Genomic DNA, 17331 nt, shown 5'->3' with positions numbered 1-17331 from the left:
GATGCCGCAGCAGACCGAGTGCCCGAGCTGTTCCGAGCCGATGGACCTTGACGACGCCTACTGCGGGCGCTGCGGGGCCGGCCGGGACGGCCGGGCGGCCCCGGGCGCGATGCCCGCCAGCTGGGCCGCCGCCCGCGGCGAGGCCGTCCCGCCGCAGCGCGGGCCGGTCTGCGTCAACTGCGGGCAGGCGCAGGTCACCGAGGACGGTTACTGCGAAGGCTGCGGGAGCGCCCAGCCGCGCCCGCGCGACCACATGGAGAAGGCGCTCGCGGGCGTCGCCGGGGTCAGCGACCGCGGCGTGCGCCACCACCGCAACGAGGACTCCTTCACCGTCGCCGCCACCTCGCTGCCCGGCGGGGAGCCGGTCGTGGTCGCCGTGGTGTGCGACGGCGTCTCCTCCTCCGACCGCCCGGACGAGGCCTCGGAGACCGCCGTCGACGCCGCCTCCGAGTCGCTGCTGACCTCCCTGGAGGCCGGCCGCGACCCGGAGGGCGCGATGCGCACGGCGATCGCGGACGCCGCCAAGGCCGTCGCCGACCTCGCCACCGACGGCGCCGGCCCGACCAGGCCCGACGTCAACGCGCCCGCCTGCACCTACGTCAGCGCGATCGCGGCAGGCGGCCGGGTCACCATCGGCTGGGTGGGCGACACCCGGGCCTACTGGATCCCGGACGACCGGGCCGGCGCCGAACCCTTCCGGCTCACCCAGGACGACTCCTGGGCCGCCCGGATGGTCGAGGCCGGGCTGATGGGCGAGGCCGAGGCCTACGCCGACCCGCGCGCCCACGCGATCACCGGCTGGCTCGGCGCCGACGCCGAGGAGGTCGTGCCGCACACCCTCGACTTCACCCCGCACGTCCCCGGGGTGCTGCTGATCTGCACCGACGGGCTGTGGAACTACGCCGAGGCGGCCACCGACCTGGCCTACTTCGTCCGCCCGGACGCCCGCACCGAACCGCTCCTGGCGGCCCAGACCCTGGTCAAGTTCGCGGTCGCGGCCGGCGGGCACGACAACATCACGGTCGCCGTGCTGCCGATCGAACCGTCCGCCGCCGCGCTGGCGGAGATCGTGGAGACGCCGACCGCGCTGGACCTCAAGGTCATCAGGCCGGCGGCCGCCGCCGGGAACGACGACGACTACGAGGACCACGACCCGACCCTGCCGGACCTCCCGGTGATCGGCTCCGCCGCCGCCCCGCTGCCCCCGGCCGCGACTCCGGTTCCGGCTCCGGCCCCGGCCGTCCCGCCGGCGCCGCCCGCACCCCCCGTCGCCCCGCCCGTCCCGCCCGTTCCGCCGCAGCCGCCGCACCCGCCGACGGCCTGACCGGTTCCGCGCGACCGGACCGACGGCCCCGTCCGCCGGCCCGCCCCACCGACCTGATCACATCCACCCCTCACCCGACGGGAGCCACCGCCCCATGGCAACACTGGCGAAGCCGAACCTGCCCAGGTTCGACGTGGAGATCTTCCAGAACGAGTACCTGGCCGACGGCGCCCGCGAGGTCAACGCCATCGTCACCGTCACCTCCACCGGCGGCGGCACCTCCGGCGGCCGCCCGCTCGGGCTCGCCGACGCCGGTCCGCAGGGCGGCGACGCCAACGCGGCCGTGGTGATCCTGGTCGACTGCTCGGGCTCGATGGACTATCCCAAGACCAAGATCAACGGCGCCCGCGAGGCCACCGCCGCCGCCATCGACGCCCTGCGCGACGGCACCGCCTTCGCCGTCGTCGCCGGCACCCACGAGGCCCGCGACATCTACCCCGGCGACGGCACCCTGGCCACCGCCTCGGCGGTCACCCGGGAGCAGGCCAAGGAGTCGCTGCGCCGCCTCACCGCGGCCGGCGGCACCGCCATGGGCACCTGGCTGGCCAAGGCCGACAAGCTCTTCCTCACCCGCCGCGACATCGCCATCCGGCACGCCATCCTGCTCACCGACGGCAACAACGAGCACGAGTCCGCCGAGGACCTCGCCCGCACCATCGAGCGGGTCACCGGGCACTTCACCGCCGACTGCCGCGGCGTCGGCACCGACTGGCGGATCGACGAGCTGCGCAAGATCTCCTCCGCGCTGCTCGGCACCACCGACATCGTCGCCGAGCCCTCCGGCCTCGCCGAGGACTTCCGCTCGATGATGACCGGCGCGATGGGCAAGCAGGTCGCCGACGTCGCGCTGCGGATCTGGACCCCGGCCAACGCCGCCGTGAAGTTCGTCAAGCAGGTCGCCCCCGCCGTCGAGGACCTCACCGGCCGCCGGGCCGAGGCCGGTCCGCGGGCGGGCGACTACCCCACCGGCTCCTGGGGCGACGAGAGCCGCGACTACCACGTCTGCGTCGAGGTCCCGGCCGCCTCGGTCGGCAACGAGATGCTCGCCGCCCGGATCAGCCTGGTGCTGCCCCCGCAGGTCGGCGGCGGCACCCCCGAGGTGCTCAGCCAGGGCCTGGTGAAGGCCGTCTGGACGGACGACCTCGCCTCCTCGACCCGGATCAGCCCCCAGGTCGCCCACTACACCGGGCAGGCCGAGCTGGCCTCCTCCATCCAGGAGGGCCTGGAGGCCCACCGCTCCGGCGACGTCGACACCGCCACCGCCAAGCTCGGCGCCGCCGTCCGGATCGCCCACGCGACCGGCAACGAGGGCACCTTCAAGCTGCTGCAGAAGGTGGTGGACGTGGTGGACCCGAAGGAGGGTACGGTTCGGTTCCGTAAGAACGTGAGCGAGGCCGACTCGATGACCCTTGAGACCCGGTCGACCAAGACGGTACGTGTGAAGAAGTGACCGCGAAGTGACCGCTGTAGACGTGATCGGGCCGGCCGCCCGGCGCGAAGCCGCACCGCACCGGCCCGAAACGAGGGGGACCTGATGCCGATCTGCCCGAGGGGCCACGAGTCGCAGGCCGAGGACTGGTGCGACTTCTGCGGCTTCCCGATGACCCCACCGGTCCCGGCGCCCGGCGCCCACGGGGGCTACCCGGGCGCGCCCGGAGCGCCCGCCGGACACCCGCAGCACGGCGGTGCCGGCTTCGGCGCGCCGCCGCCCCCGCCGGCCCCGCCGGGGTCCGTGCCGCCGCCCCCGCCCGGGGCGTACCCGCCGCCCGGCGGCTACCCGCCGCCGGGCACCCCCGGACTCACCGAGGGCCTGGCCGTCTGCCCGATCTGCCGCAGCCCGCAGACCGGGCGGTTCTGCGAGGAGTGCGGCTACGACTACGAGCTGTCCACGCCCCCCGGCCGCCAGGCGCCGGCCGGCGGCGCGCCCGCGCCCGGCCCGGCCCAGCCCCCGCCGCTGAACATCCCGGCGGCCTACGGCGGCGCCCCGGCCCCGCAGCCCCAGCCCCACCAACCCCACCAACCCCACCAGCCGCAGGCCCCGGAGTACCAGCAGCAGCCGGAGTACCCCCACACCTACGGCTACCCGCCGCCCGAAGGCGCCTTCCCGGAGGCCCCGGTCCGCGAGGACTCCGGCCCGGTGTACGCCCAGCCCGCCGGCCCCGGCCCGAACACCCGCGGCGGCGACTTCGGCACGTCCTTCCACCTGGCCCCGCCGCAGCCCCAGCCCGGCGCCCGGCCGGAGCCCGCCCCGGCCGAACCGGTGCGCGCCAACTGGATCGCGGTGGTCTCGGCCGACCGCGACTACTTCACCGACATGATGGCCCGCAGCGGCCCCGAGGCGGCCGGCCTGTTCTTCCCGCCGTACTGCCCCGAGCGCCGGATCCCGCTGACCGGCCGCGGCCAGCTGCGGATCGGCCGGCGCAGCCAGCACCGGGGCACCGTCCCGGAGATCGACCTGTCGGTGCCGCCGGAGGACCCGGGCGCCTCGCACCAGCACGCGCTGCTCGCCGAACAGGCGGACGGCAGCTGGGTTCTGGTGGACCAGGGATCGACCAACGGAACCACCGTGAACGGGGGCGAGGAACCGATCTCCCCGAACACCGCAGTCCCCCTGGGAGACGGCGACCGGATCCACATCGGCGCCTGGACGACGATCACGGTGCACCGCGCCTGACCTGCACCTTGAGCGTCCGTCAGGGGCAACTCCGGCCGGGCCGGGCGGAATTCGTATTTCGCCCGGCCCGGCTTTTTTCCTGCCTTCCTCAGGGAATCCACAAATTCCCGTCCACGGTGTGCACAAGACGCCCCGTGAGCCCTATTCTCTGGCTTCATGACTGCTGCTATATCCGCTGACGGCATCCGCCAGCGGTACGGGGATGTGCAGGCCGTCGACGGGGTGTCGCTCACCGTCGAGGCCGGCGAGTTCTACGGGATCCTCGGTCCCAACGGGGCCGGGAAGACCACCACCATGGAGATCCTGGAAGGGGTCCGCAAGCCCGACGAGGGCCGGGTCGAGCTGCTGGGGATGGCCCCCTGGCCGCGCAACCCGAAGCTGCTGCCGCGCATCGGCGTGCAGTTCCAGGCCTCCGCCTTCTTCCGGAAGCTGACCGCCCGGGAGACGATCCACACCTTCGCGTCGTTCTACGGGGTCGGCCCCAAGCGGGCCGATGCGATGCTGGAGCGGGTCGGACTCTCGGACAAGGCGGCGACCCTCACCGACCAGATGTCCGGCGGCCAGGCCCAGCGCCTGTCGATCGCCTGCGCCCTGGCGCACGACCCGGAGCTCGTCTTCCTGGACGAGCCCACCGCCGGCCTCGACCCGCAGGCCCGCCGCAACCTCTGGGACCTGCTGCGGGACATCAACGCCGAGGGCCGCACCGTCGTCCTGACCACCCACTACCTGGACGAGGCCGAGGTGCTCTGCGACCGGGTCTCGATCATGGACCACGGCAAGGTCCTGCACACCGGCGCCCCGGCGGCGCTGATCCGCGAGATCGACGACACCGTCCGGATCAGCGTGGCCTCCGGCCAGCTGCCGGTCGAGCGGGCCCGCGAACTGCTGGCCGCGGCCGGCGCCGACATCGCCCAGCTGGAGGACGACACCGTCTCGCTCTCCGTCTCCACCCGCCTTCCCGCCCCGGTGCTCAGCGTCCTCGCCGAGCAGAACGCGCTGCGCGGCCTCGAAGTGCGCGGTGCCACCCTGGAGGACGTCTTCCTCCAGCTGACCGGACGGGAGTTCCGCGCATGACCAGCACCTCCACCGAGCCGAAGGTCCCCGCCCAGCGCGGCGGTTCGACCGGCTCCGCCGACGGGCGGGAGCGGGTCAGCGCGTTCTGGAGCCTGTCCCGCGCGATGCTGCTCGGGATGAAGCGCGACCGCACCGCGACCTTCTTCATCCTGCTGTTCCCGCTGGTCTTCCTGGTCTTCTTCGGCTCCGTCTCCAAGGGCTCCTCCAGCCCGCACGCCAAGGTCGCCCAGGTCGGCGCGGTCAAGCTGTTCGACTCGATCCAGGGCGACCAGCGGGCCGGCCTGGACAAGGTCCTCAGCATCACCAGGACCGACGACGAGGCCGGCACGCTGGAGAAGGTCCGCAAGGGCGACTTCGACGCGATGATCGAGCAGGGCCCGGACGGCAAGGTGGAGCTGCGCTACACCGCCGCCGACCAGGTCAAGGCCGGCGCGGTCCAGGGCATCCTCAACTCGATCGTCCAGAGCGCCAACCAGGCCGCCACCCACCAGCCGGCCGCCTACGTGCTGGACTCCCAGCAGGTCGAGGACCAGTCGCTCAAGCCGATCCAGTTCCTCACCCCCGGCCTGCTCGGCTGGGCCGTCGCCACCGGCGCGGTCTTCGGCGCCTCGCTGACCCTGGTCGGCTGGCGCAAGTCCAAGGTGCTGCGGCGCCTGCGACTGGCCCCGGTCAGCGCCGGCGCGGTGGTCAGCTCCCGGATCGTGGTCTCGCTGGTGACCGCCTTCCTCCAGACCACCGCCTTCCTGATCGTCGCGACGAGCTTCTTCGGGCTCAAGCTCACCGGCAACTGGTGGCTGATCCTGCCGCTGGTGGGCTGCGCGACGCTCGCCTTCATGTCGATCGGCCTGCTGGCCGGTTCGGTCGCCAGGACCGAGGAGGCCGCGAACGGCATCTCGCAGCTCATCGTGCTGCCGATGTCCTTCCTGTCCGGCTCGTTCTTCCCGTTGGACGGCGCCCCGGGCTGGTTGAGGACCGTCTCCCAGGTCATGCCGCTCAAGCACCTGGTGTCGGCCGCCCAGTCGGTGCTGACCCGCGGCGGCGGCGTCATGGACGCCCTGCCCGCCATGGGCGGACTGCTGCTCTTCGCGGCCGTGTTCACCGGCATCGCCTGGAAGCTGTTCAAGTGGGAGGACGCGTAGCCGTCGCCGGACGTCACTGAACGTCGGTGGACGTCGCTGAACGTCGCTGAACGTCGTTGAACCCCGACGCGGTCGTACGCCTTTGGTCCCGGTGTACGACCCCGTCGGCGTCTGCGACCATGGTCGGGTGACAGAGATCGGACGAGGCACGTTCAGCGAGGAGACCTTCTTCGAGCAGGTCGGTGGTGAGGCCACCTTCCGGCGCCTGACCCGCCGCTTCTACGAGGGCATCGCCGAGGACGAGTTGCTGCGGCCGATGTACCCCGAGGAGGACCTCGGCCCGGCCGAGGAGCGGATGGCGCTGTTCCTGATGCAGTACTGGGGCGGCCCGCGCACCTACAGCGACCGGCGCGGTCACCCGCGGCTGCGGATGCGGCACGCCCCGTTCAAGGTCGACAAGGCCGCCCACGACGCCTGGCTCACCCACATGCGGGCCGCCGTGGCGAGCCTGGAACTGCCCGCCGAGCACGAGCGGCAGCTGCTGGACTACCTCACCTACGCCGCCGCCTCGATGATCAACACCCCGGGCTGAGCGGTCGCTAGCGCAGCGGGCTGAGGCCCAGCCCCGCGCCCGGCGCGGCCGCGGTCCGTACCACCACCGAGCCCACCGGGGAGCTCAACCGCAGCCAGCCGCCCGCCCGGTGCACCGAGAGCGGCGCCTCGGGGCTCAGGAAACCGATCCGGTACGAGGCGTGCACGGCGCGCAGCGGAAGCTCCGGCAGCACCGCGACCGGGCGGGACCACACCTCATCCGCCAGCCGGTCCAGCACCGCGCGGGTGCGGTGGTGCGCCGGGACGGCCTCACTGCGCTCGCGGAACTCCCGCACCGCCGCCATCAGTTCGCGGCACACCTCGGCCGCCGGCGGGGTCCCGACCGGCCGCCAGCCGACCCGCGGCGGCAGCAGCCCGGCCCAGGCCGGACCGGTCACCGGCGCGGGCAGCGCGACGGCGCCCGAGTCGGCGTCCACGCCGTCCAGCAACTGGCCCGCGGAGACGGTCAGGTCCACCGGCTCGTCCAGGCCGTCCAGCCGGGCGGTGCGGATCGCCAGCACGCCGGACTCGCCCAGCGGCAGCCGTCCGAAGACCGCCAGCACGCCGTCCGCCGACAGCCCGCCGTCCGCCGCGGCCGGGTCGACCGCCTGCAGCCGCACGGCCGCCGCCTTGTCGAAGCGCAGCAGGCGCAGCAGGAAGGCGGAGAGGTCGGCGGCCTCACCGGTGTCGGTCAGGGCGAGGCGGGCGGTGACGGTCAACGCTGCTCAGCTCGAATCGGTTCGGAGGTCCAGGGACTTTCAGACTGCCGCGCCGACCGGGGCCTCGTCCATGAACCGGGAGAGGAACTCCCGCTCCACCGGCGAGATCCGGCGCGGCCGGCCCGCGGCCAGGTCGTAGGGCACCACCACGGTGGAGGCCCGGACGTACACCGTCTCGGAGCCGTCCTCGTGGACGTCCTTGATGTCGTAGGAGACGGTCAGCGAGGCGCTGCCGATGTGCGTCACCCGGGTCTCCACGGTGACCGGCTCCGGCCGGTGCACCAGCGGGCGCTTGTAGTCGATCTCGTGGCGGGCCACCACCGAGCCGCCCGCGAACTCCCCGGCGCCGGCCTCGGCGGCCTGGGTGAACATGAAGTCGATCCGGGCCTCCTCCAGGTAGCGCAGGAAGACCACGTTGTTGACGTGGCCGAAGGCGTCCATGTCGGACCAGCGCAGCGGGCAGGCGTAGATGTGGCGAGCCACGGGTGTTCTCCTCGGTGTCCGGTCGCCCGCCGCCGAACCTCGGTGACGGGCCGCGGCCCGGCAGGCCGCCCCGGGGGGCAGTCTGCCGGGCCGTTGTGACAGCTGGGTGTCAGCCTCGGGTCAGCTTCTTGTACGTGGCCCGGTGCGGACGGGCGGCGTCGGCGCCCAGTCGCTCGATCTTGTTCTTCTCGTACGACTCGAAGTTGCCCTCGAACCAGAACCACTTGCTCTCGCCCTCGTAGGCGAGGATGTGGGTGGCCACTCGGTCCAGGAACCAGCGGTCGTGGGAGATGACCACGGCGCAGCCGGGGAACTCCAGCAGGGCGTTCTCCAGCGAGGAGAGCGTCTCGACGTCGAGGTCGTTGGTGGGCTCGTCGAGGAGCAGCAGGTTGCCGCCCTGCTTGAGGGTGAGCGCCAGGTTCAGGCGGTTGCGCTCACCGCCGGAGAGCACGCCGGCCGGCTTCTGCTGGTCCGGGCCCTTGAAGCCGAAGGCCGACACGTAGGCGCGGGACGGCATCTCGACCTGGCCGACGTTGATCCAGTCCAGACCGTCGGAGACGACCTCCCAGAGGGTCTTCTTCGGGTCGATGTTGGAGCGGGTCTGGTCGACGTAGCTGATCTTGACGGTGTCGCCGACCTTGACCGTGCCGCTGTCCGGGGTCTCCAGGTCCTGGAGCATCTTGAACAGGGTGGTCTTGCCGGCGCCGTTCGGGCCGATGATGCCGACGATGCCGTTGCGCGGCAGGGTGAAGCTGAGGTCGTCGATCAGGATCTTCTCGCCGAAGGCCTTGTTGAGGTTCTCGACCTCGATGACGACGTTGCCCAGGCGCGGGCCCGGCGGGATCTGGATCTCCTCGAAGTCCAGCTTCCGCATCTTGTCGGCCTCGGCCGCCATCTCCTCGTAACGGGCGAGGCGGGCCTTGGACTTGGCCTGGCGGCCCTTGGCGTTGGAGCGGACCCACTCCAGCTCTTCCTTGAGCCGCTTGGCGCGCTTGGCGTCCTTCTGGCCCTCGACCTTGAGACGGGACTGCTTGGTCTCCAGGTAGGTGGAGTAGTTGCCCTCGTACGGGTAGGCGCGGCCGCGGTCGAGCTCCAGGATCCACTGGGCGACGTTGTCCAGGAAGTACCGGTCGTGGGTGACGGCCACGACGGTGCCCTTGTACTTCTCCAGGTGCTGCTCCAGCCAGTTCACCGACTCGGCGTCCAGGTGGTTGGTGGGCTCGTCGAGCAGCAGCAGGTCGGGGGCCTCCAGCAGCAGCTTGCAGAGCGCCACGCGGCGCTTCTCGCCACCGGAGAGCTTGGTGACCGGCCAGTCGCCGGGCGGGCAGCCCAGGGCGTCCATGGCCTGCTCCAGCTGGGCGTCCAGGTCCCAGGCCTCGGCGTGGTCCAGCTCCTCCTGGAGCTTGCCCATCTCGTCGAGCAGCGCGTCCGAGTAGTCGGTCGCCATCAGCTCGGCGATCTCGTTGAAGCGGTCGAGCTTGCCCTTGATCTCCTTGACGCCGTCCTGGACGTTCTCCAGGACCGTCTTGGTCTCGTCGAGCGGGGGCTCCTGGAGGAGCATGCCGACGGTGTAGCCGGGCGAAAGGAAGGCGTCGCCGTTGGAGGGGTGCTCCAGGCCGGCCATCATCTTCAGCACGGTGGACTTACCGGCACCGTTGGGGCCCACGACGCCGATCTTCGCCCCGGGGAGGAAGCTGAGCGTCACGTCGTCAAGGATGACCTTGTCTCCGTGCGCCTTGCGCACCTTGCGCATCGTGTAGATGTATTCCGCCACGTGAGATCGCTCCGGCGTCGTCGGGAGTATTCGTCTTGCAGCGTTCCATTGTGCCGCACCCGGCCGGGAGCCCCGAACCGCCGGGATGACCCCACCGGGGTATCCGCCGCGCCGGGGGTGTCCGTACCGGTGCGGCGGATACCGGTGCGGCCGTACCGGGCCGGGGCCGGGAAGCGCGAAGGCCCGGCTCCCCGCAGCTGGTGCGGGGAGCCGGGCCGGGTTCCGCTCGTTCAGGGCTCCGGGAGGTCAGTGCCTCCCGGAGCACCGCTCAGGCGGTTCGTACGGTTCAGGCGGTGGTGCGACCGTGACGGCCACGGCGGCGCAGGACGAAGACCGCGGCGCCACCGGCCACGACCAGGCCACCGGCGACGGCGGCGAGGATCGGGGTGGAGTCATTGGCACCGGTCTGGGCCAGGCCACCGGTGCCCGGGGCGGCGCTGGTGGTCGACGGGGCCGGCTGGGCGGCACCGGAGCTCGGGGTGCCCGAGGGGGTGGCGGTGCCGGTGCCGGTGGCGGCCGGGGTGGTCGGGGCCCCGGTCGGGGTCACGCCGGTCTTGCAGTCGAGGACGCCGGAGAACTTCTTGGAGTAGCCGTTCGGGCCGGTGACGGTGATGTCGTACTTGGTCTTCTCGGCGACCTTGACCAGCACGGTCTCGGTCTTGCCGGGCTGCACGGTGATCTTCTGGCCCGGCTGCACGGTCACCTCGGCCGGCTGGTCACCGGTGTTGGTGACGGAGACGCGCACACCGCCGTTGGCGCACTCCTCCTTGGCGGAGCTGTCGACGATCGGGCCCTGGGCCTGCTTCCAGGTGGCCTGGCCCGCGGCCGCGGCGCTGAGCTTCTTGGAGCCGGCCAGGATCATGGTCTGGCTGTGGTTGCCCTGGTCGTCCAGGCCGCTCATGAAGACCCGGCCGCTGAGGACGGTGGTGTCGGCGGTGGCCTTGAGCACGGCCTTGCCGTCCGGGGTGCCGCCGGGGACGTCCAGGAACAGCTGGGTGTCCTTGGCGACCGGGCCGGCCAGCGTGCCGTTGACCGGCTTGCCGTCCTTGTCCAGCACCTTGATCTTGTCGGCGGCGTCGCCGGAGACGGCGAGCTTGACCTCGTTGGCGCTGGTGTTCAGCACGAACGGGCCGAGCTTGGCGCCGGACTTGCCGGAGACGGAGTCCGGGGTGAGGGTCAGCGAGGGCTTCGGCTCGGCCGCGACGCCCTTGTTGGCGTCGCCCGTGAGGTAGTCGCGCAGCTTCTTGGCGTGCTCGTTGCGCGGGGTCGCGGTCTTGTCGTCCGAGAACTTCCAGATCGCGGACTGGGTGCCCGCCGCGGCGTCCTTCTCCGAGAGCTCGTTGTCGCCGATCGCCTTGCGCAGCGCGTCGATCGGCACCTGCGGGTACGAGTTCTCCAGGATCCAGCGGATCTTGGGGGCGTTCGCGTTGCCGTTGAGGGAGCTCGCGGACCAGTCGGCCTCGTGGTACTTGGCCTTGCTGTCCAGGTACACCGGGTTGTCGAAGTCGATGCAGTAGGTCTGCAGCAGCTCGCCGGAGGTCGTCTTGAGGGTGAACAGGCCCGCGTCGACGCTCTCCTTGCCCTCGACGTCGACCCGCTCGCCGAACATGTCCCGCTGGACGATCGCGGTCACGCCCGAGGCCGGGGCGTCGGCCGCGACCGCCGCGCCGGCCGCGAACAGGCCTCCGCCCAGTGCAACGCTGGTCGTGAGCATGACAGTGGTTATGCGGGACAGACTCCGCCCCTGCCGCTTGAACATCTGGGATCCCTCCGGAGCGGGCTTGCACCGAGTGGGCAGCCCGCCGACTTGCCGTGCCGCGCGTGCCCCCTGTGGCACTGCTGCGGGTGTGAACCAAGTGAATCCTATTGAGCCCCGGAGGCCCCGAAACCCCCATGCGAAATCAGGACGATTCCGTATCTGGATCGTTATCAACCCCCTCAGGTTCCACACAAGCTGACGCATCGACAGAATCTCCGCGCGACTTTCCGTTATCCGGACGAGATTGCGCGTGCGGGCACAACGACGTTCTCGATCAACATATTTGTCGACAGGGAAGGTCATCGACCGGTCAGCCCAGCAGCGCCCGGTCTTCACCTCCCCGCTCCCCCTCGGACACCTCGCCCTGCTGCCCCGTCAGCGCCCGCGCACCAGGCGACGGCTCCGGCCGGGCGGGCACCGCGGCCACCGCCGAAGCCCGGCGCGACTCCAGCGCGTCGGCGATCCACCCGGGCACCGACTCGCCCGCGGGCTTCGCGCCGGGCGGCCCCGCCGCGCCCGACGGCTGCCCGCGCACACCCGCCGCCCAACGGAACGCCGTGGTACCCCGGGTGAGGTCGTGTCCGATCGACCGGGCGTCGATCTCGGCCCGACTGCGCTTCACCTCCCCTTCCGTCCACTCCCGCACCCGCAGCCGACCCGTCACCAGCACCGGCTCCCCCTTGGCCAGCGAGCCGATCAGGTTCACCGCGAGCGCCCGCCAGGCCGTCACCCTCAGCCACTGCGTCTCGCCGTCCGCCCAGCAGGCCCGCTCGCGGTCGTACCGCCGCTCGGTGCAGCCGAGGAGGAAGTTCGCCATCGGCACCCCGCCGGCGGTTTCCCCGTAGCTCACCTCGGTCGCGACATTGCCCACCACCGTCACCTGAACCTCGTTCACAGCGCACTCTCCGTTCTCGCCGACGCACCGCACGGAATCGAGCGGTGCGAGTTCAGAGTGCGGCCCGGAAGAAATCACGACCACTAGGTTCGGAAATCCTGTGGACAACTAGTAGGCCGATCGGCAGGGTGAAAAACGGCCGTCACTCACAGGGGTGAATTTCGGCCTTCGCACACCGCTCGGGTAGCATCTCTTCGCGCTCATGACAACAAACGGGCAGATCGCGGCCGCCTCCGCGACGCGGCGGAACACCCGAGCCTGGCCGTCCGCGCACGTCATCACGCCGGAGCGAGCCGAATAGGAGCCCCCACCCGCACCGGCGGCGGGACATTCTCCGTGTCGAATCCATAACGGGTGGGGAGGCAGCCCCGTAACGACTGCACAACGTCCGGCCCGGAACAGTGCCAGACCGCTGCACACACGGTCTCCACCTGCGATTATCGGACCGCTCCACCGAACCGACACACCAACGACGGTGTCGTCACACCGGCCGAGGAACTGGACACCCTTATCCTGTCCCCGACAGGGCGAGGGCCCACCAACCCCCACCCCCACCCTCAGGTACGGGGCCGGACAACGCGCGCGCCCAGCGCTCGTCGCCCGATCCCGGCCACGGTCACGCCCGCCAGGGCGCCGTCCGTCCCGCCCCCATAGCTCAGCGGATAGAGCACCCGCCTTCTAAGCGGTAGGTCGCAGGTTCGAATCCTGCTGGGGGCGCCACCTGCGAATTTCCGCAGGCCATCGCGCCCGTGCGTACTTTCCGTGGCCGTTTATCACCTCCGGGTAATCCAGCACCCACCGCGCATAACCCGTGACAATGCGTGTCATGGCCGCCACGAAAGCCGGTCGGGCGGAAAACCGGAATTCCGGGCGAATCCCCCACCCTTGAACGAAACAGCCGCCCGAACGGCCGACCGGCGAAATCCGACAAAAGCCGGACAGAGACGCCCGGGACGCCGCTGCCCGCGCGGCCGGAACCCGGCCCACGGCCGAACTGCCGCGAGCCCCCGGCCGAACTGACGCGGGCCTCCGCCCGAACTTCCGCCGGCCAGGTCGGACTAACCGGCCAGCCCCGCCAGATAGGCGTCGAGCAGCGCGATCTGCCGTTCCGCCGGGAACTCCGCCGGGGCGAACAGCGACTGCACCACCAGCCCCAGCACGAAGGCCTGCGCACCCGCCGCGAGCCCGGCGGGATCGGCGCCGGCCGGGAGCTCGCCGAGCCGCTGGGCGTCCGCCACGTGCGCCGTGAGCGCCACCCGCGACCGGGCGTAGCGCCCGGCGTGCGCGGCCGCCAGCTCCGGGTCCGCCAGGGCGACGTCCCAGGAGCTGACCCAGATCCGGTTGCCGGACTCGGTGGCCTCGTCCAGCGGCAGCACGTCGAGCAGCGCGGCCCGCAGTCGGGCCAGCCCCTCGGGCGGCGGCGGGGTGCCGTCGGCGGGGGCCAGCCGCCGGGGCCGGGCGGCGGAGCGGCGGTCGAGCTCCTCCAGGGCGTGGCTCAGCAGCGCCCGCTTGTTCGGGAAGTAGTGCGTCAGCAGCCCGGTGGAGGCGCCCAGTTCGGCCGCCACCGCGCGCAGCGTCAGCCCCTCGAAACCCTTGGCGGAGAGCACCCGCCACACCCCCTCGGAGACTTCCGAGCGGCGGGCGTCATGGTCTCCACGGGCTGGCGTCATGGGGGGCTATCGTACATACCAAACGTTTGTTATGAATGATCCGAACAGCCCACCGCACACCCGTCACAGGCCCGTCGCACACCCGCCCCCACACCCGTCGCACCACCCCGAGAGGCCCGCCCGTGTTTTCCGTCCCGCTCGCCGAGAACGCCGAACTGCGCCCGCTGGAGCCCTGGCAGGCCCCCGAGTTCCTGGCCCACATCGACCGCGCCCGCGCCCACACCGACCCGTGGATCCCGTGGGCCACCCGCACCACCGACCTGGACTCGGCCCGCGCCACCCTGCAGCGCTACGCCGACGGCCAGGCCGCCGACTCCAGCCGGATCTACGGCATCTGGCGCGACGGCACGCTGGTCGGCGGCGTGATGTTCGTGCACTTCGACACCCGGAGCGGCAACTGCGAGATCGGCGCCTGGACCGAGCCGGCCGGCGAGGGCGGCGGGCTGATCACCGCCGCCGTCCGCCGACTGCTCGACTACGCCTTCACCACCCGCGGCCTGCACCGCGCCGAATGGTGGTGCTCGGCCGCCAACGCCCGCAGCCGGGCGGTGGCCCAGCGGGTCGGGATGCAGCGGGAGGGCGTGCTGCGGGAGTGGTTCCTGCACAACGGCGTCCGCCACGACAAGGAGATCTGGGCGATCCTGGCCTCGGAGCACACCGCCACCGAGGCCTGACGGCCGCGGGCCCTCCTCCGCACCCGTACGGGAAAGCCGCAGCGGGGCCCGGTGGACACCCCCGTGGGTCCACCGGGCCCCGCGCCGGGCTCCCCGCCGGCCTCCAGTGGCCCGCTCAGGCCGCCAGCACCGGGCCGTCGACCGCCGCGGGCACTTCCCCGGCCTCCCCGGCCTCGATTTCCGCAGCCTGCTCCGCCGTACGCAGCCGCAGCGCCAGCAGCAGCACCACGACCATCACCCCGCCCGCCGACAGGAAGACCACGTCCACGGCGTCCGTGAAGCTCCGCAGCGCGTGCTCCCGGGCCGCACCGGTCAGCGTGCGCACCGCGGAGAGGGAGCGTCCGGGCTCACCGGCCTCGAACACCCGGGCCAGCACCGTGCCGAAGAGCGCCGCGCCGAGCGCGTTGCCGAGGGTCTGGAAGAACCGGACGCCGGTGGTCGCGACGCCGAGCTGCTCGCGCGGGGCGGTGTCCTGCACCATGGTGATCAGCTGCCCGATCAGCTGCCCGAACCCGGCCCCGAGCAGGGCGAGTTCGGCGCCCACCGCCCACAGCGGGGTGTCCGGGCCGCTGAGCCCGAGCAGGGCCAGGGCGAGCACCGAGACGCCCGAGCCGACGATCAGGAAGGTGCGCGGCCGGTGGCCGCGGGCGATCAGCCGGGTGGCGAGCAGGCCGACGCCGGTCATCCCGGCGGCCATCGGCATCAGGAAGAGGCTGGCCGTGGTCGGGGCGACCCCCCGGGCGATCTGCAGGTAGAGCATCACGTAGACGATCGCGCCCACCATGCCCGTCCCGACCAGGCCCTGGACCGCGAAGCCGATCCGCACCACCGGGATCCGGAACAGCGAGAGCGGGAGCACCGGCTCGGCGGCGGTGGCCTGGCGCCACAGGAAGAGTCCGAGCGAGGCCAGGGTGGCGGCGCAGAGCCCGAGGATCATCGGGGACGTCCAGGAGTAGTCCCTGCCGCCCCACTCGGTGACCAGCAGCAGCCCGGTGGCGAAGGCGCCGGCCAGGGTGGCGCCGAGGAAGTCCAGGCCGCGCCGGCCGAGGTTGCGCGGCAGCTTGACCACCAGGGCGAAGCCGGCCAGGACGAGCAGGCCGAGCGGCACGTTGACGTAGAAGATCCAGCGCCAGCCGAGGTGGTCGGTGAACAGCGCGCCGACCAGCGGGCCGATCGCCATGCCGAGCCCGGCGACGATGCCGCCCATCGCACCGCCCTTGCCGCCCTTGCGCTCCTCCGGATCCTGGAGCTGGGCCATCACCACCATGGTCACGCTCATCAGCCCGCCGCCGCCGATGCCCTGGACGGCCCGGAAGGCGATCAGTTCGCCCATCGACTGCGCGGCCCCGCAGAGCACCGAGCCGAACAGGAAGGTGCCGACCGCGCCGAGCAGCACCCGCTTGGCGCCGTACACATCGCAGAGCTTGCCGTAGAGCGGGAGCAGCGCGGTGGCCGCCAGCGAGAAGGCGCTGACCATCCAGGGCAGCCGGTCGACGCCGTGGACCGGGTCGAGGTCGCGGACGATCGGCACGGTGGCCGCCGAGACGATGTTGGAGTCGAGCACGGCCAGCACGATCGTCACCAGGCAGAGCAGCATGGCGAGTTGGCGCTGGGCGGTGGTCATCAGGGTGGATCCGGCCGGGCCGGGTGTGTGCGGGGCAGCGGTTGCCATCGGGAAGTCCCCCCGGGTGTGTGGAGTCGGCCCCGACCGGTGCGGTCCGGCGGGCTCGGCACCAACCATGGCAGGCGTTTTGGACCGAGTCAATTCTTCATCCAGACCAATCTTTCATCCCGGCACATCTTTCTCCTCGGTCTAGCTTTGATCCTGGTACAGTCTTCGCATGGCGACCCACCACGGCTTGGACCTCGGCCCCGACCGCGACCTCGACGCCCTCCCGCTGCGCGAGCGCAAGAAGATCCAGACCGGCGGCCGGATCTTCCGCACGGCCATCGGCCTGTTCGTCGAACGGGGCTTCGACCAGGTCTCGGTGGCCGAGATCGCGGCCGCCGCCGAGGTCTCCAAGATGACCGTGTTCAACTACTTCCCGACCAAGGAGGACCTGGTCCTCGGGCCGGTGGAGCAGCACCTCGACGAGCCCGCCCGGGTGGTGCGCGACCGCGCCCCGGGCACCTCGGCGGTGACGGCGCTGCGCGAGCACTTCCTGGCCGCCCTGGAGCGCCTGGACCCGGCCACCGGCCTGAACGACGACGCGGTGGTGCTGGACGTGATCCGGCTGATCCACGCCACCCCGTCGCTGGCCCTGCGCGCCACCTCGGCCTTCGACCGGCGCGCCCAGAGCCTGCTCGCCGACGAGCTGCGCCGGCAGGACCCGGCCCATGACGAGCTGACCGCCCGGGTCGCCGCCGCCCAGCTGCTCGCCGTCCGGCTCACCCTGATCGCCGGCAACCACCTGCGGATGCTGGCCGACGAGCGCGCCGCCGACGCCCTGCCCGGCGCCCTCGACGAGGCCCGGCGCGCCTTCGCCGTGGTCGAACACGGCCTCGGCACGTACTGCGCCGGACCGGCCCGACCGGGCGCAGGCGCCGCCTGACCGAGGACCGGACCGGCCCGGCCCGAAAGAACGCCGGACCGGCCTGAGAGAGTGAGCGCACCA

General features: G+C 72.2%; 15 protein-coding genes and 1 tRNA gene. 9 read left to right on the top strand and 7 right to left on the bottom strand.

The window, feature by feature from the left end; all coding sequences use genetic code 11:
• Position 1 precedes the first annotated feature (1 nt).
• The 6 genes from ACIQWA_RS20565 (at position 2) to ACIQWA_RS20540 (ending at position 6743) form a co-directional block, all read left to right on the top strand.
• Positions 2-1324 (top strand): protein phosphatase 2C domain-containing protein, encoded by a 1323-nt coding sequence (locus tag ACIQWA_RS20565; protein ID WP_402484350.1) that lies wholly within the window; start codon positions 2-4, stop codon positions 1322-1324.
• 94 nt (positions 1325-1418) lie between these two features.
• Positions 1419-2774 (top strand): VWA domain-containing protein, encoded by a 1356-nt coding sequence (locus ACIQWA_RS20560; protein WP_402484348.1) that lies wholly within the window; start codon positions 1419-1421, stop codon positions 2772-2774.
• 84 nt (positions 2775-2858) lie between these two features.
• The gene (locus tag ACIQWA_RS20555) at positions 2859-3998 is read left to right on the top strand and encodes an FHA domain-containing protein (RefSeq protein WP_402484346.1); all 1140 of its coding nucleotides are present in this window, start codon (positions 2859-2861) and stop codon (positions 3996-3998) included.
• A gap of 156 nt (positions 3999-4154) precedes the next feature.
• Positions 4155-5072, top strand: coding sequence for an ABC transporter ATP-binding protein (locus ACIQWA_RS20550; RefSeq protein WP_360242610.1), 918 nt, complete (start codon positions 4155-4157; stop codon positions 5070-5072).
• Positions 5069-6211, top strand: a complete 1143-nt coding sequence (locus ACIQWA_RS20545; protein ID WP_402484344.1) for an ABC transporter permease — start codon at positions 5069-5071, stop codon at positions 6209-6211. The genes ACIQWA_RS20550 and ACIQWA_RS20545 overlap by 4 nt, the downstream gene beginning before the upstream one ends.
• Before the next feature lie 127 nt (positions 6212-6338).
• Positions 6339-6743 (top strand): globin, encoded by a 405-nt coding sequence (locus ACIQWA_RS20540; RefSeq protein WP_360242616.1) that lies wholly within the window; start codon positions 6339-6341, stop codon positions 6741-6743.
• A 7-nt stretch (positions 6744-6750) separates the two neighbouring features.
• Here the strand turns inward: ACIQWA_RS20540 and ACIQWA_RS20535 are convergent, their stop codons facing one another.
• The 5 genes from ACIQWA_RS20535 to ACIQWA_RS20515 form a co-directional block, all read right to left on the bottom strand.
• Complete coding sequence (locus tag ACIQWA_RS20535) at positions 6751-7461, bottom strand: hypothetical protein (RefSeq protein WP_402484342.1); 711 nt, start codon at positions 7459-7461, stop codon at positions 6751-6753.
• A gap of 39 nt (positions 7462-7500) precedes the next feature.
• Complete coding sequence (locus tag ACIQWA_RS20530; RefSeq protein ID WP_360242622.1) at positions 7501-7944, bottom strand: thioesterase family protein; 444 nt, start codon at positions 7942-7944, stop codon at positions 7501-7503.
• A 109-nt stretch (positions 7945-8053) separates the two neighbouring features.
• Entirely contained in the window at positions 8054-9718 is a 1665-nt protein-coding gene (gene ettA, locus ACIQWA_RS20525; protein WP_360242625.1) for an energy-dependent translational throttle protein EttA, read from the bottom strand.
• Positions 9719-10004: 286 nt separating this feature from the next.
• Positions 10005-11432: a Cys-Gln thioester bond-forming surface protein gene (locus ACIQWA_RS20520; protein ID WP_402484340.1), complete on the bottom strand. Its 1428-nt coding sequence runs from the start codon at positions 11430-11432 to the stop codon at positions 10005-10007.
• A 355-nt stretch (positions 11433-11787) separates the two neighbouring features.
• Positions 11788-12372: a single-stranded DNA-binding protein gene (locus tag ACIQWA_RS20515; protein WP_402484338.1), complete on the bottom strand. Its 585-nt coding sequence runs from the start codon at positions 12370-12372 to the stop codon at positions 11788-11790.
• 644 nt (positions 12373-13016) lie between these two features.
• On the opposite strand from ACIQWA_RS20515, the gene ACIQWA_RS20510 reads away from it, so the two are divergent.
• Positions 13017-13092: transfer RNA gene (locus ACIQWA_RS20510), tRNA-Arg, on the top strand.
• A gap of 338 nt (positions 13093-13430) precedes the next feature.
• Here ACIQWA_RS20510 and ACIQWA_RS20505 read toward each other — a convergent pair.
• Positions 13431-14042 (bottom strand): TetR/AcrR family transcriptional regulator, encoded by a 612-nt coding sequence (locus ACIQWA_RS20505; RefSeq protein ID WP_360242634.1) that lies wholly within the window; start codon positions 14040-14042, stop codon positions 13431-13433.
• Positions 14043-14164: 122 nt separating this feature from the next.
• On the opposite strand from ACIQWA_RS20505, the gene ACIQWA_RS20500 reads away from it, so the two are divergent.
• Positions 14165-14716 carry a GNAT family protein gene (locus tag ACIQWA_RS20500; RefSeq protein WP_360242637.1) on the top strand — a complete coding sequence of 184 codons (552 nt, stop codon included), beginning with the start codon at positions 14165-14167 and terminating at the stop codon, positions 14714-14716.
• A gap of 115 nt (positions 14717-14831) precedes the next feature.
• On the opposite strand, the gene ACIQWA_RS20495 is transcribed toward ACIQWA_RS20500, so the two are convergent.
• Positions 14832-16388 carry an MFS transporter gene (locus ACIQWA_RS20495; RefSeq protein ID WP_402484335.1) on the bottom strand — a complete coding sequence of 519 codons (1557 nt, stop codon included), beginning with the start codon at positions 16386-16388 and terminating at the stop codon, positions 14832-14834.
• Between the two features lie 169 nt (positions 16389-16557).
• Here ACIQWA_RS20495 and ACIQWA_RS20490 point away from each other — a divergent pair, with 169 nt between their 5' ends.
• Positions 16558-17268, top strand: coding sequence for a TetR family transcriptional regulator (locus tag ACIQWA_RS20490; RefSeq protein WP_402484334.1), 711 nt, complete (start codon positions 16558-16560; stop codon positions 17266-17268).
• Positions 17269-17331 lie beyond the last annotated feature (63 nt).

This window comes from Kitasatospora sp. NPDC098652 (genome assembly GCF_044760155.1).
In the GTDB taxonomy this organism is placed as follows: Bacteria; Actinomycetota; Actinomycetes; order Streptomycetales; family Streptomycetaceae; genus Kitasatospora.
This window is presented reverse-complemented; position numbering and strand designations above follow the sequence as displayed.

What these genes read in the sequence shown, in the direction of transcription:
- ACIQWA_RS20490 (WP_402484334.1), top strand. Translation starts at nt 16,558, where the DNA reads ATGGCGACCCACCACGGCTTGGACCTCGGCCCCGACCGCGACCTCGAC.
- ACIQWA_RS20550 (WP_360242610.1), top strand. Translation starts at nt 4,155, where the DNA reads ATGACTGCTGCTATATCCGCTGACGGCATCCGCCAGCGGTACGGGGAT.
- ACIQWA_RS20560 (WP_402484348.1), top strand. Translation starts at nt 1,419, where the DNA reads ATGGCAACACTGGCGAAGCCGAACCTGCCCAGGTTCGACGTGGAGATC.
- ACIQWA_RS20555 (WP_402484346.1), top strand. Translation starts at nt 2,859, where the DNA reads ATGCCGATCTGCCCGAGGGGCCACGAGTCGCAGGCCGAGGACTGGTGC.
- ACIQWA_RS20545 (WP_402484344.1), top strand. Translation starts at nt 5,069, where the DNA reads ATGACCAGCACCTCCACCGAGCCGAAGGTCCCCGCCCAGCGCGGCGGT.
- ACIQWA_RS20505 (WP_360242634.1), bottom strand. Translation starts at nt 14,042, where the DNA reads ATGACGCCAGCCCGTGGAGACCATGACGCCCGCCGCTCGGAAGTCTCC.
- ACIQWA_RS20495 (WP_402484335.1), bottom strand. Translation starts at nt 16,388, where the DNA reads ATGGCAACCGCTGCCCCGCACACACCCGGCCCGGCCGGATCCACCCTG.
- ACIQWA_RS20520 (WP_402484340.1), bottom strand. Translation starts at nt 11,432, where the DNA reads ATGCTCACGACCAGCGTTGCACTGGGCGGAGGCCTGTTCGCGGCCGGC.
- ACIQWA_RS20565 (WP_402484350.1), top strand. Translation starts at nt 2, where the DNA reads ATGCCGCAGCAGACCGAGTGCCCGAGCTGTTCCGAGCCGATGGACCTT.